This window comes from Pseudoxanthomonas sp., from assembly GCF_036845285.1.
In the GTDB taxonomy this organism is placed as follows: Bacteria; Pseudomonadota; Gammaproteobacteria; order Xanthomonadales; family Xanthomonadaceae; genus Pseudoxanthomonas_A.
Map to the genome: position 1 here is coordinate 27,449 of NZ_DAIUEE010000019.1, position 13,878 is coordinate 41,326.

Genomic DNA, 13,878 nt, shown 5'->3' on the forward strand with positions numbered 1-13,878 from the left:
TCAGCCGCGTGCCAGCGACTGCAGGTGCCAGGCGTCGCGTAGCTGCCCCTGCATGCCGGCCACCAGCGCATGCATCAGCAGCAGGCGCTTGTCGGCGCCGGGGTGGCCGGCGCGCACGGCGCGCGCAGCGTCGATGCCGTCGCGGTGATACGCCGCCAGGATCTGCACGGCGAGTTCGTCGCGTCCCGGCGCACGCGTGACCGGCTCATGGCCCAGCGCGCGCACCATCGCCTCGGCGGTGGACCACGTCGACCATGGGTTCTGGCCCGTGACCAGTCGGCCATCGACGACCGTGGTGTCCACGTACATCGGGCCTTCGACGTAGTGCGCTCCTTTTTCCCGCAGGCGATCCTGCAGCAGATAGGGGAACCGCACGCGTGCATCCTTGATCAGGAACAATTCCTCCGCGTTGCTGAAACCCGCCACGCGGCGACCGCGCAGCAGCGGCGTGCCATCGTCCAGCGCCACCTCCAGCAGCGCCGCAGGTCCGTGGCAGACGGCGCCGATCACGCCACCCGCCTGGTACACCTGACGCACCAGTCGCTGCACATGCGGGTCGTCGGGGAAATCGAACATCGTTCCCTTGCCGCCAACGAAGTAGACCGCGGCATAGTCCGCAGGATCGACATCGTCCAGCCGCAGGCTGCCATCGAGTTTCCGGCGCGCATCGGTATCGTTGAGGAATGCGTAGTCGGCGGCGACCATGTCTTCGTCGTCGCGCCGCATCGGCGGCGATCCACTGCGGGGACTGGCGATATCCACCTCGTAGCCGTTGGCCTGGAACACGTAGTAGGCCCGCGCCAGTTCCGTCAGTTCGAAGCCTGCCTTCTTCTCCCCATCGGGGAAATGCGCCGTGCTGGTGACCACCGCCAGGATGCGTCCGCGCGTGCGCGGCATGGCATCGCGCGTGAAATCCAGGTCCGCCACCGTGCTGTCCGCACTCGCCGGCGGCTGGCCATCCAGGTCCAGCGTGTACACGTAGGCGAAGCCGCTCACGCCCACGACCAGCATGCCCGCCAGACAGGCCAAGAGTCCGCGTTTGATCCAACGTTTCATGTCCGCTCCCGTGCTTCATCGGTACATGCACGCTATCCGTCGCATGTAAAACGGACTTCAATCGCAATGACGCACGCACTGCGGCATGCCCGATAGACTCCGGCGTTTCCCTCGCAAGGACCTCCGATGCCGCACGACCCGATGCACCGCCTGCAACGCGAGATGCGCGTACTGCGCCTCTATGCCGCCGCGCTGACCCTCGCCTTCGTCGCCGTGCTGCTGACGGCCTTCAAGGCACCGGACCCGCACTTCGAACGGTTGACGGTGGAACGGCTGGACATCGTGGACGCCGATGGCGCGTCGCGCGTGGTGCTGGCCAACCAGCAACGCTTCCCGCCACCGATGTTGAACGGCGAGACCTTCAAGCGCGCCGTCACCCCGGCGGGCCTGGTGTTCTACGACCGCAGGGGCAACGAAGTCGGCGGACTGGCGCTGACCGACGTGGAGGGCGGGAAAGTCTCGGCACTCGCCTTCGACAATCCCAACATGGACGCCATCGGCCTGATGACGCGCATCGGCGCCGACGGCGAGCCGATCAGCAGCGGCCTGCAGATCAACCAGGCCGTGCCGTCGCACGTGAAGGTGCTGGACGCCGCGAAGCAAGCCACGCGCCGCATCGTGGTGCAGAACGAACGCAACGACGCCGAGATCCTGCTGGCCGATGCCAGCGGCAAGGACCGCATCCGCCTGCGCGTGGACCGCGACGGCGACGCCCGCATCGAAGTGCTGGATGCCGACGGCCGCGTGGTGTTCAGTGCGCCGGAGGCGGTGGCTCAGAAGCCGTAACGCAAGAACCCCCCATCCACCGCGATGCATTCGCCGGTGACATAGCTGGCGGCGGGCAGGCAGAGGAAGGCGACGGCGGCGGCCACTTCTTCCGGTTCGCCGATACGGCGCATCGGCGTGCGTGCGACGACTTCGTCGTAGTAGTCCGCATCCGACAGCGGACCGGAGGTGCGGCGCGTGCGGATGTACCACGGCGCGACGGCGTTGACGCGCACGCCGTCCTCGGCCCATTCGGCGGCCAGGTTGCGGGTCAGCTGGTGCAGCGCGGCCTTGGTCATGCCGTAGGGCGCGCCGCTGCGCACGGCGGTGATGCCGGACACGCTGCCGACGTTGACGATGCTCGATGCCGCGTGGCGCGTCAGCAACGGATGCGCATAGCGCGAGAGTTCGAAGGCGGAGAACAGGTTGGTCTCGAAGATGCCGCGCCATTCGTCCTCGGTGTAGTCCACCGCCGCACGGGTGACGTTGCCGCCGGCGTTGTTGACCAGGATGTTGAGGCCGTCGCCGTGGTCTTCCACCCAGTCGAGGATGGCGCGGCGGTCCTCGTCATCGGCCACGTCGGCGGCCAGGGTCACGAGGGTTCGCTCCGGGAACTCGTCGGCCAGGTCGGCGCGCGCGTCCTGCAGCGCATCCTCGTCGCGCGCCACCATCAGCACGTCCGCGCCGAAGTCCAGCAGCTCGCGCGCGATCGCCAGTCCTATGCCCGCGCTGGCGCCGGTCACCAGTGCCAGTTGCCCTTCCAGTCGCCACCGGTTCGCCGCCACATGCGTCTCCTTCATCGATGGGCGTAGCATAGCGTCACGTCACAGGAGGACCGTCGCCATGACCAGGCTCCGCCTCACCCTGCTTGTCGCGCTGCTGCTGGCCTGCGCCGCCTGCCGCGCACCCGGGCCGCCACCGGCCGACGAGCCGCCGGAACCGCAGGCAGACGCAGCCAGCGTGGCGGCCTGAAACAGGCTGACGTCACGCGATACGCGAGGGGAATGACGAACACAGCGGCGGGATGGCCGGCGTGTGCCGCGCGATGGGTCGTCCTGCGATCCTGTCGATGGACATCGCCGATTCCGGCCGCCGGCCCGGTTTGACGCGACGCACAATCCTGCGGCTACACTCCATCGCGTCCCCATCCGCACGACCGGGCACGGCGCGCCATTTCACTTTTCCCGCCTTCTTTCGTCTAGCTGTCTATGGAGCCCGCCCGCCACCCCGCCGACGAGGCCGCCGATCCTGCCCAGGTGGCCGGATCCGCGGAGCCAGCCCGCCCTGCGCCATCGGAGACGGGAGCGAGCCAGGCCGCCGACCTGGTCCGGAACCTCAACACGACCCTCATCCGGTCGCTGCAGTTGCGGCTCGGCTCGTACGAGGACGCCCGCGAAGTGGCGCAGGAGGCCTACGCCCGCCTGCTCCACCTGGGCAACGATCAGGTCATCAGCTTCCAGCGCGCGCTGTTGTTCAAGATCGCCCAGAACCTGGCCACCGACCTGCTGCGGCGACGGGCCTATACGGAACTGCCCGAACCCGACGGCGTGGACCTCTGGCCCGACCCCGGGGCCGACCCGGAGCGCTCGGCCAGGGCCCGCTGGGTGATGGAACGGTTGCCGGCGGTATTGGCCGAGCTGCCACCCAAGTGCGCCGACGCCTTCCGCCTGGTCCGCATGGAGCAATGCAGTTTCAAGGAAGCCGCCGAACGCCTGGCGTTGACGGACAGAATGGTGCGGATCCATGTCGCACGAGCGCTGGCCTTCTGCCAGATGCACTTCGATGAACTCACGGACGACCGGGAAGGCGCTGACCATGCGTGACCACCTCAGCACCACCCGCGCGCAGGCGCTGCAGGAAGCTTCGGAATGGTTGATCCGCCTGGGCGACCACGACCTGCAGGACGCCGACATCGACGCCTGGAACGCATGGATGGAAGCCTCGCCGCTGCACGCGCAGGCCTTCGAGGACGTCCACCTGCTCTGGGATGCCGCCGCCGGCGTCGATCCCGCGCAGGTCATCGCCGCGCAGCAGGCACGCGCCGACAACGAGGCGGCAACGGCCGTGGCCAGCGCGCGCGTGGCGGTGCCGGCACCGGGCGTCACCCATGCCTCCTTCCAGCCCCGCTCGACAACGGCCCCAGCGCCGCGCACGGCAACGCGCACCCGGCCGCGCCGCTGGCTCGCCTTGGCCGCCAGCGTCGCGATGCTGGCCGTGCTGGTCGGCGCGCTGAAGTTCAGCACTCCTGCTGCACCGACCGAGATCCGCCTGGCAGCGGAAACCGGCACGCCGCGCAACATCGATCTGCCCGACGGCTCGCGCATCGACCTGGATGCCGGCAGCGAAGTCGTCGTGCAGTTCAGCAGCCAGCGTCGCCAGGTGGAACTCGTCCGCGGCCAGGCCTACTTCGCCGTCGCCAAGGATCCGGCCAGGCCCTTCGAAGTCCGTGCAGACGGGGCGCTGGCGCAGGCGCTGGGCACGCACTTCAGCGTTGCGAAGCGCAATGAAGGCATCCGCGTGATCGTGACCGAAGGACATGTGCAGGTCAGCGATCTGCGGGCGCATGGCGGCGGCATCGCCAACCACGTCGTGCAGCTCGCCGCCAACCAGAGCGCGACGCTGCGCGAAGGCGGGCCGCTGGACGGTCCAGTCGAGCTCGACGCGGCGTCGACCCTGGCCTGGCTGCACGGGAAGGTCACGTACCGCAGCGAGACTCTCGGCAACGTGGTGGCCGATCTCAACCGCTACTCGCGGCGACCGATCATCCTCGAGGACGCGACGCTGGCGCAGATGCGGGTGACCGGACGCTGGAGCACCACCGACCTGGATGTCTGGCTCGACAGCGTCGCCCAGGCGCTCTCGCTGTCCGTCGTGCGTCGCCAGGACGAGATCCTGCTGGTGTCGACCGTGCCGAGCACCCGCCTGCAGGACGGTAGATCCCCGGCACCGCAGGGCGCCGCGACGGTCCGGAGATAAGGGAGACCCGCAGGAACCTTGAGCGCGCGTGCAGTCCGACCGGGAGCGACGGTTCCCCGCGCTGAGCGACGGGGACAGGGTTCCTGTTGGCTGCGCATCATGCTGCTGCTCGGCCTCACCTGCTTTATCGCGGTCTCGCAGGCCCAGGATCGATCGGCACGATCGTCGTCGTTCTCCATCGCACCGCAGTCGCTGGAGGACGCGCTCATCGCATTCTCCGAACAGTCCGGCATCCAGTTCGTCGCGATCGGCGACCTGAAGACCGCCCCCCGCACTCCCTCGGTGCGCGGCGTGCTGGACAACGAAGACGCCCTGCGCCGCCTGCTCGCCGACAGCGGCTTCGGCTACACCTTCCGCGCCAATGGCGTGGTCACCATTTCGCGCGACCTGCCGGTCCGGCGTCCCTTGCCCGCCACCCAGAAGACGGTGGCGGCACCGGTACCGACCGATCTGGCCGGGGTACGCGTGACGGCCAGGCGTCGCACCGAGCGCAGCATCGATGTGCCGCTCGCAGTCACCGCACTCGACGGCCCGCAGCTCGATGGCATGGGGATCGCCAATGCTGCGCTGGCGATCGATTCGGTACCGGGGGCGTCGACGGTCGATATCGGCGGCGGCTTCACCCAGGTGCAGATCCGTGGCGTGTCGAGTTCGCTGGGCGGCAACGACAATGGCTATTACCTCGACGAGATTCCGTTCACCGGCGTGACGGTGCCGTGGCATCCCGACGCGCGCGCGTTCGACCTGGACCGGGTCGAGGTGCTCAGGGGACCGCAGGGCACGCTGTTCGGCGAAGGCTCGATGGGCGGCACCGTCCGCATCCTGACCCGTAAACCCGAACTGGACCGGTTAGCGCTGCTGGCACAAGGCGGCTGGTCGACCGCGAGCGGCGGCGGCGGCGGCTGGTCGGCGAAGCTGATGGCCAACCTGCCCGTGCTGGAGGATCGCCTCGCCGTGCGCGTCGTGGCAACGGACGAATCGCTGCCGGGGTGGGTGGACGATGCCCGCGATGGTCGCCGCGACATCAACACCCAGCACGTCCGCACTCGTCGCGTCCGCGCCACCTTCCTGCCGGTGCCGCGGTGGCGGCTGGATGCCGCGCACTGGTCCTACCACTCCAGCGCACCGGGCGGCGGCTATGCCGCCGACGATGCCATGCAGGTCGCGTACCACTACGGACGCGACGCCGACTGGACCACCTCCAACCTGGTGAGCACGTACGAAGCAGACGCGTCGGCCATCACCTACACCTATGCCGAAGCGGATCTCGCGCAGCACCAGCAAGGCGAGATCCTGCCGTATACCGCCTACGACGCCGCGATCGACATCGGTGTGCGGACCCACGAGCTGCGCTGGAGTTCGACCGGCCAGCGCACCGTGGCGTGGACCGTGGGCGCTTACCGTCGCCAGGCGCGGCGCCTGGATGCCAGCGCCATCGGCGACGTCGCACCCAGTCGCGCACGCCAGGAAAACGAAGGCGGCGCGGTCTTCGGCGATGTCACCGTGCAACTGCCGAATCCGGCATGGAGCATCAACCTCGGCCTGCGCTACTTCGAAGACCGGGTGCAGGGCGTGTCGCTGACCAGCGATGCGCAGACCACGCTCGACGAAGCGTTCCACAGCTGGAATCCGCGCCTGGGCGTGGCGTGGACGCCGGCGGACGACACCACGGTCTACGCCAGCCTCGCCAAGGGTTTCCGTTCGGGCCAGCTGCAACCCATCACCTCGTTCCTGCTGGCGCAGGCGGCCGGGATCGAGCTGCCGACCCGCATCGCCGCCGACCGCATCGTCACTGCCGAACTCGGTGCGAAGGCGCTGGCACGCGAGGGCCGCGTGCTGCTGGAGGCGGCCGTCTTCCGGAGTCGCTGGCGCGACGTGCCGGTGCGGGTACCGGTGACGGACGTGTTCAACGGCCTGATCAACTCCGATGGTGCGGCGATCCACGGCGCGGAGATCGGGCTGACGTGGAAGCCACACCACAGCCTGTCCTTCCAGCTGGAATCCGCGTGGGTCGATGCCGCCTACACCGCCGACGTCGCCGGCACGGCCATCACGCGCGGCTCGCCGGTCTACAACACGCCACGCCTCACCTGGGGCGCCACCGGTGAATACCAGAGGGCGATCGCCACCGGCATGCAGGGCGTGGCGCGCGCCGGCGTGCGTTACCACAGTGCGCGGCAGGCCTCGCTGACGCAGGGATCGCCGGGCGACGACATCCTGTCGGCGCACGTGCGGCTGGGCGTGGAAACCGCGACGGGGTGGAGCCTGGCGTTGTACGGCGACAACCTGACCAACGAACAGGGCGCCGACGACGCGCGGACGACGCGCGGTGTGGCGACACGACTACGGCCGCGCACGCTCGGCATCGAGCTGGAGGTCCGTTACTGATGCAACAGAAATTTCCGTAGCGAAAATTTCATTTTCGATTCACTTGATCGTCACGGCTTTCTGAGAGGGCTGGACGTTCGCCGCCTGGTCCTCGATCGCGCATCCGCGCCCCCAAGACGCCAGGAGAGTTCACGTGAATCGCATCGCCCGTTCTTCGTCCGTTACCGCCAGAGTGCTTCCTGCCCGAAAGGTCTTGTGCCTGGGTGTCGCCACCGCGCTGCTGTTCGTGGGCAATGTCCATGCGCAGGACAGCGAGGCCAGCACACCGACCGCGACGGAGACGCAAGCAAAGCCGGACAGCGTGAAGGAACTGGGCGCCGTGACGGTCACCGCGCGCAAGCGCAGCGAGCGGCAGATCGACGTGCCGATCGCGATGACGGCGGTGACCGGCGAGCAGATCGACGCGTTCGGCATCACCAACGTCGCCGAGATCATCAGCATGACCCCCGGTGCCGGCTCCGTCGACAACGGCGGCGGCTTCACCCAGGTGCAGATCCGCGGCGTGTCCAGCTCGCTCGGCGGCAACGACAACGGCTACTACCTCGACGAGATTCCGTTCACCGGCGTCAGCGTGCCGTGGTATCCCGAAGCACGTTCGTGGGATATCGACCGCGTCGAAATCCTCAAGGGCCCGCAGGGCACGCTGTTCGGCGAAGGCTCGATGGGCGGCACCGTCCGCATCCTGACCCGCAAGCCCGACTTCAACGAATTCGGCGGCGCCATCGAAGCCTCGGCCTCCACCACCCAGGGCGGCAGCGACGGCTGGGGCGGCAAGGCCGTGGTCAACATTCCGCTGATCGACGACCGGCTGGCCGCGCGCGTCGCCGTGACCGACGAGAAGCTGTCGGGCTGGACCGACGACAACAACACCGGCAACAAGGACATCAACGAACAGCGCGTCAAGACGGGCCGCGTGAAGGTGCGCTTCGCGCCGGTCGACCAGTGGACGATGGACCTGGCCTACTGGACGTACAAGTCCGAAGCACCCGGCGGCGGCAACGGCGCCCTGGACAACCTGACCACCAATTCGTTCTACAGCAACGACGACGAGTGGCACACCGCGAGCTTCGTCAGCACCTACGACTTCGGCGGCTCGGAACTGTTCTATTCGTTCGCCGATGCGGAACTCGACTACGCCAACGACGGCATGCTCAACCCGACCACGACCTACGTCAGCAACATCAACCTGCAGGTGCGCACGCAGGAACTGCGCTGGTCCTCAACCGGCGACCGCACCGTGGACTGGACGGTGGGCTACTACCTGCGCGAAGCCGAGCGCAACGACGCCTCGAAGGTCGGCACTGCGGCACCCAGCAGCTCCAGCCAGACCAACGACGCGTACGCCGTGTTCGGCGAAGTCACCGTCAAGCTGCCAGACCCGCGCTGGGCGGTGACCGGTGGCATCCGCTATTTCAGCGACGACGTGGACGCCATCTCGGTCTCCACCACGCGCACCTCCACGCTCAACGCCACCTTCGACAGCTGGAACCCGCGCGTGTCGCTGTCCTACAAGCCGGTGAACGACACCACGCTGTATGCCAGCGCCGCGCGCGGCTTCCGTTCCGGCCAGCTGCAGCCGATCTCGTCCATCCTGCTGGCCGAAGCCAACGGCATCGAACTGCCGTCGACGATCGATCCGGACTCGATCACCACCTACGAACTCGGCGCCAAGTCGCTGTTCCTCGACGGCAGCCTGCTGGTCGAAGGTGCGGTGTTCTACAGCGACTGGGAAGGCGTGGCCGTGCGCGTGCCGATTACCTCGACCATCAACGGCCTGACCAACTCCAAGGGCACCGAGAACAAGGGCGTGGAGGTCAACGTGGTGTACACGCCCAGCGCGTCGCTGATGCTGCAGGTCGGCGGTTCGATCATCGATGCGACCTACGTGGCCGACGTGCCGGGCACGCCGCTCAACAAGGGCACCGACGTCTACAACGTGCCGCGCAACAGTTTGACTGCGTCGGCTGCCTACAGCTGGGACATCGCCAGCGACCTGCGCGGCGTGGTGCGCTCGGGCGTGGTGTACGACTCGGCGCGCGAAACGGCTCTCACCGCCGGTTCGCCGGGCGACGACATCACCATGCTCGATGCGCGCATCGGCGTGGAATCGGACAACGGCTGGTCGGCCTTCCTGTACGGCGACAACCTGACCAACGAAGACGGCGCACTCAACGCGCGCACCACGCTGGGCGTCGCCAACCGCCTGCGTCCGCGCACCTATGGCGTGGTCTTCCGCTACAGCTTCTAACCCACCCCGGCCGGCGTCCGCTTCGCGGGCGCCGGCCCTCCGACGGGAACGATCACATGCATATCGATATCAAGGTGCCGCGCCTCCATGCGCTGGCGCTGCTCGCCCTGGCGGCCTCCGCGCCTGCGATGGCGGACGCCGCGGACGACCAGTGGCTGGAAGCACCGCACGGCGCGCAGGCGCTGGAATGGGCGCGCGCGAAGACCGCGGCCTCGCAAGCCAAGATCCGTGCCATGCCCACGTACGCGACGGTCAAGGCCGAACTCGCCTCTGCGCTGGCCACCGGCGCGGCCGAGCCGGACATCACGCTGATGGGCCAGCGCGCGCTGCGCTTCCTGCGCGATGCCGAACATCCGTACGGCCTGTTGCAGCTCGCCCGCCGCGGCGACGACGGCCTGCCGGGCGCATGGCGCACCGTGCTGGACGTGGGACAGCTGCGCAAGACCGAGAACGCGCCGCTCGAACTGCAGGCCTACGACCTGTCCAGCGCCTGCCTGGCGCCCAGCTTCAGCCGCTGCCTGCTGCGCCTGTCGCCCGCCGGCGGCGATGAAGTCGAGATCCGCGAGTTCGACCTCGACCAGGCCCGTTTCGTCGATGGCGGTTTCCGCACGCCGAAAGCACGCGCGTTTGCAGAATGGCTGGGGCCGGACCAGATCATGGTCGAGCACACGGCCGATGGCGCGCCGAAGACGATGGCGGGTTGGCCCGCCTCCGTCCGCCTGTGGCACCGCGGACAACCGCTGGCCAGCGCGCGCGAGGTCTACGCAGCGGAACCGTCCGACGCGATCGTGCAGCTGTTCGCCGTGGGCGAAGGCGCGCAGCGGCGCGGCATCATCGTGCGCGCGATCAACTACTCCACCTTCGACGTGTTCGCGGTGACCCAGGACGGCCGCATCGAGCAGGCCGCGTTGCCGCGTTCGCTGAAGCCGATGGCCGTGCAGGCGCTGGTCGGCGACCAGGTGGTGGTGCAGCTCGGCACCGACGAGGTCGTCGAAGGCACGGCGTATCCGGCCGAAACCCTGCTGGCCTGGAACAGCGATCCGTCCGTGCCCGCCGGCAAGAAGGTCACGCGCATCTACACGCCTGCCGACGGCGACTACCTTGGCGGTCGCAGCGACATCGCCAGCGCGCAGGGCAAGCTCGCGTTCGTGGTCAATCGCCGGCTGGTGCCGCGCGTGCTGCTCGCCCACCCCGGTACCGATGGCTGGACCGTCGACGAAGCACTGGCCGGACAGCCGGGCGACACCATCTCGGTGCGCGGCGGCGGCAGTTCCGATGACGAACTGATCGTCGCCACCAACGGCTTCGTCAGTCCGCGCCGGCAGGAACTGTTCCGCCCCGGCCAGCCGCTGCGCCTGCTGGCAAAGGACCGTGCGCTGTTCGAGGAAGGCCGCTACGTCACCGAGATCCGCACGGCCACCTCGCGCGACGGCACCCCGGTGGACTACTACCTGTTGCATCCGAAGACGCCGGCCACCGGTCCGCAGCCGCTCTTCATGACCGGCTACGGCGCGTTCGGCATCTCCTACCGTCCAGGCTATTTCGATTACACGGTCGGTGGTCCTGCGTTCAAGTTGTGGCTGGACCGCGGCGGATCGCTGGCGATCCCCGCGATCCGCGGTGGCGGCGAACGCGGCGAGGCCTGGCACCAGGCGGCCATCCGCAAGGATCGCCAGCGCTCGTACGACGACTTCATCGCCGTCGCGGAACAACTGGTGTCGACCGGCTACACGACGCCGAAGCAGATCGGCGTGTTCGGCATGTCCAATGGCGGCCTGCTGTCGGCAACGCTGGGCACGCAACGCCCGGACCTGTTCGGCGCGGTGGTCAGCGACGTGCCGCTGACCGACCTCATCCGCATGCGCCACATGGGCATGGGCGCGGCGTGGATCAACGAGTACGGCAATCCCGACAAGCCCGACGAAGCAAAGGCGATGCTCGCGTACTCGCCGATGCAGAACGTGCGCAAAGGCACCACGTACCCGCCGTTCCTGGTCACCATCTCGACGGAAGACAACCGTGTCGGCCCCGGCCACGCGCGCAAGCTGGCCTCGCGCCTGTTCGACGCAGGCGCCCCCGTCTACTTCCTCGAGGACGAGGAAGGCGGACACGGCGTCAGCGATGCGTTCCGCAATCCGGAACTGATGGCGCTGCGCATGACCTTCCTGATCGACACGCTGATCCCGGCCCACGCCGGCACGCCCTGAGTGCTGCGCCTCCGGCCCGCATCCGCGCGGGCCGGAGGTCGATCGCATTCAAACGACGGCATCGGGCGTCACGCATCCGCGCCGCCCGCATGGCCATTGGCCTTCCCCGGCCTGCACGCTTCCCCTCGAAAGATCGCGATGCGCGACGTCCCGCCGAGCACGGTGCATCGCATGCGGATACGCGACGCGCCACGCTCTGAACTCGAAGCGTCATGTGCGGAGCGCCGTCGCCTACGGCGTGCGCGATGCCCCAAACGCAACGGGCCGCGCGGTTTCCCGCGCGGCCCGTCGATCACACGATGTCGCTGGAACTCAGAATCCGCAGAAGCAGTACGCCAGGCTCTTCACCGGGGCACCGTTGCGGTCGTTCACGGCTTCGTCGACGAAGCGCAGCTGCGCTTCCATCTCCGGCAGGCTGCGCGCCAGCAGGGCGCGGGCGAAGTCCGAGTCCTTCAACCATGCCGCGCCGATGCGGCTGCCGGCGAGGCCGCTCATGAGCTGCGAGAACGGCGAGGACATCTTCTCGATGTAGCGCACGCGGTAGGCATCAGACTCACCCAGCTTGGCGCGCTTGGCGGCATCAGCCACCGCCGCATCGAAACCGGCCAGTTCGTCCACCAGGCCACGTTCCTTGGCCTGCGCACCGCTCCACACGCGGCCGCGGGCGACGGCGTCGACCTCTTCGACCGGCTTCTTGCGCGCCTCGGCGACCTTGCCGGTGAAGTCGGCATAACCCTTGTCGATGACCGACTGGATCACCTGGCCCACGGCCGGGTCCAGCGGACGGGTGATGTCGAACGCGCCGGCGAAGCGGGTGGTGCCGACGCCGTCGGTGCGCACGCCGATCTTCTCCAGCGTGCGCGGCACGGTGGGGATCATGCCGAAGATGCCGATCGAGCCGGTGATGGTGGACGGGTCGGCGTAGATGCGATCGGCATTCATGCTGATCCAGTAGCCGCCGGATGCGGCCAGGTCGCCCATCGAGACGACGACCGGCTTGCCGGCCTTCTTCAATGCGGCCACTTCGCGGCGGATCTGCTCGGAGGCGTACACGCCGCCGCCGGGCGAATCCACGCGCAGCACCACGGCCTTCACGTCGTCGTCGTCGCGCGCCTCGCGCAGCAGCGCCGAGGTGGACAGGCCACCGACGCGGCCGGCCGGCTGGTCGCCGTCGGTGATCTCGCCTTCGGCCACGATCACCGCGACCTGCGGGCGCTTGTCGAGCGGATTCTTCCTGGCGTCGATCTGGGTCAGGTAGCCGGTCAGGCCGATGGCGCGGAAGCCGGTTTCGGAATCCTCGTCGGCCACGCCGCGCTCGATCAGCAGGTTCTCGACTTCTTCCTGCGTCTTCAGGCCGTCGACCAGCTTCTGCTGCAGCGCGTACTTGGCCAGGTCGCCACCGGCGGCGGCGACGCCTTCGGGCAGCGTGTCGATGCCGGCGGCCAGCGCTTCGGGCGTCGTCTTGCGGACCTTGGCGATGTCGGCCAGCAGCCGCTGCCACACGTCGTTCATCCAGAACAGGTCGGCTTCCTTGGCTTCCTTCGAGGCGCCGTCCAGCACGTAGGGTTCGGCGGCGGACTTGTATTCGCCCACTTTGAACAGGTGCACGTCCACGCCCAGCTTGTCCTTCAGGCCTTCGCGGTAGTACTGGCGGTAACGGCCCAGGCCCTCGAGGACCAGGCTGCCCATCGGGTCGATGTAGACCTCGTCGGCCTGCGCGGCCAGCAGGTACTGCGTCTGGCTCATGTTCTCGCCGAAGGCCACGATCTGCTTGCCCGAGGCACGGAACTTCGCCAGTGCGGCGGCGACTTCGCGCAGCGAGGCGTAGCCAGTCGGCTGCAACTGGTCCACGCGCAGCAGCATGCGTTCGATCTTCTCGTCCTTCTGCGCCGCCTCGATGGCGCGCAGCAGGTCGCGCAGTTGCACTTCCCCGGCGCTCTTGTCGCCCAGCGCCTTGGCCAGCGCGCGGGTGGCGGGATCGGCGGTGAACTGTTCCACCAGGCGGCCTTCCGGCGCCAGCACGAAGGTGGTGCGCTCCATCAGCGGCTTCGTCGCACCACTGCCGGCGGCGATGACGAAGACGATGAAGATCAGGAACAGCAACCCGAAGAAGATCAGGTTGAGGATCAGCTTGCGGGTGAAGTTCAGCACGTCCCACAGGCCGACGAAGAACGTGACGACCGGGCTGCGACGGGGTGCGGGTGCGACTTGGCTCATGGGGAACTCCGGGAAACTGGG

Annotated in this window: 10 protein-coding genes; 7 read left to right on the forward strand and 3 right to left on the reverse strand. The window is 68.4% G+C overall.

What is annotated here, in order from left to right:
* Positions 1-1,056 (reverse strand): type 1 glutamine amidotransferase domain-containing protein, encoded by a 1,056-nt coding sequence (locus V7060_RS17285; protein WP_334180459.1) that lies wholly within the window; start codon positions 1,054-1,056, stop codon positions 1-3.
* Between the two features lie 126 nt (positions 1,057-1,182).
* Between V7060_RS17285 and V7060_RS17290 the strand changes: the two genes are divergently transcribed.
* On the forward strand, positions 1,183-1,842 hold the full coding sequence (locus V7060_RS17290) for a hypothetical protein (protein ID WP_334180460.1): 660 nt from the start codon (positions 1,183-1,185) through the stop codon (positions 1,840-1,842).
* Here V7060_RS17290 and V7060_RS17295 read toward each other — a convergent pair.
* On the reverse strand, positions 1,830-2,606 hold the full coding sequence (locus tag V7060_RS17295; protein WP_334180480.1) for an SDR family oxidoreductase: 777 nt from the start codon (positions 2,604-2,606) through the stop codon (positions 1,830-1,832). The genes V7060_RS17290 and V7060_RS17295 overlap by 13 nt on opposite strands.
* Before the next feature lie 58 nt (positions 2,607-2,664).
* Between V7060_RS17295 and V7060_RS17300 the strand changes: the two genes are divergently transcribed.
* The 6 genes from V7060_RS17300 (at position 2,665) to V7060_RS17325 (ending at position 11,640) form a co-directional block, all read left to right on the forward strand.
* The gene (locus V7060_RS17300; protein WP_334180461.1) at positions 2,665-2,793 is read left to right on the forward strand and encodes a hypothetical protein; all 129 of its coding nucleotides are present in this window, start codon (positions 2,665-2,667) and stop codon (positions 2,791-2,793) included.
* 236 nt (positions 2,794-3,029) lie between these two features.
* The gene (locus V7060_RS17305; protein WP_334180462.1) at positions 3,030-3,644 is read left to right on the forward strand and encodes an RNA polymerase sigma factor; all 615 of its coding nucleotides are present in this window, start codon (positions 3,030-3,032) and stop codon (positions 3,642-3,644) included.
* A complete protein-coding gene (locus V7060_RS17310) occupies positions 3,637-4,797 on the forward strand; it encodes a FecR domain-containing protein (protein WP_334180463.1) in 1,161 nt (386 codons plus the stop codon). Before V7060_RS17305 ends, V7060_RS17310 begins: the two co-directional genes overlap by 8 nt.
* 99 nt (positions 4,798-4,896) lie before the next feature.
* Positions 4,897-7,185, forward strand: a complete 2,289-nt coding sequence (locus tag V7060_RS17315) for a TonB-dependent receptor (RefSeq protein ID WP_334180464.1) — start codon at positions 4,897-4,899, stop codon at positions 7,183-7,185.
* Between the two features lie 133 nt (positions 7,186-7,318).
* Positions 7,319-9,433 (forward strand): TonB-dependent receptor, encoded by a 2,115-nt coding sequence (locus V7060_RS17320; RefSeq protein WP_334180465.1) that lies wholly within the window; start codon positions 7,319-7,321, stop codon positions 9,431-9,433.
* A 56-nt stretch (positions 9,434-9,489) separates the two neighbouring features.
* The gene (locus V7060_RS17325) at positions 9,490-11,640 is read left to right on the forward strand and encodes a prolyl oligopeptidase family serine peptidase (protein WP_334180466.1); all 2,151 of its coding nucleotides are present in this window, start codon (positions 9,490-9,492) and stop codon (positions 11,638-11,640) included.
* Positions 11,641-11,952: 312 nt separating this feature from the next.
* Here V7060_RS17325 and sppA read toward each other — a convergent pair whose 3' ends face one another.
* Positions 11,953-13,857, reverse strand: a complete 1,905-nt coding sequence (sppA, locus tag V7060_RS17330) for a signal peptide peptidase SppA (protein WP_334180467.1) — start codon at positions 13,855-13,857, stop codon at positions 11,953-11,955.
* Positions 13,858-13,878 lie beyond the last annotated feature (21 nt).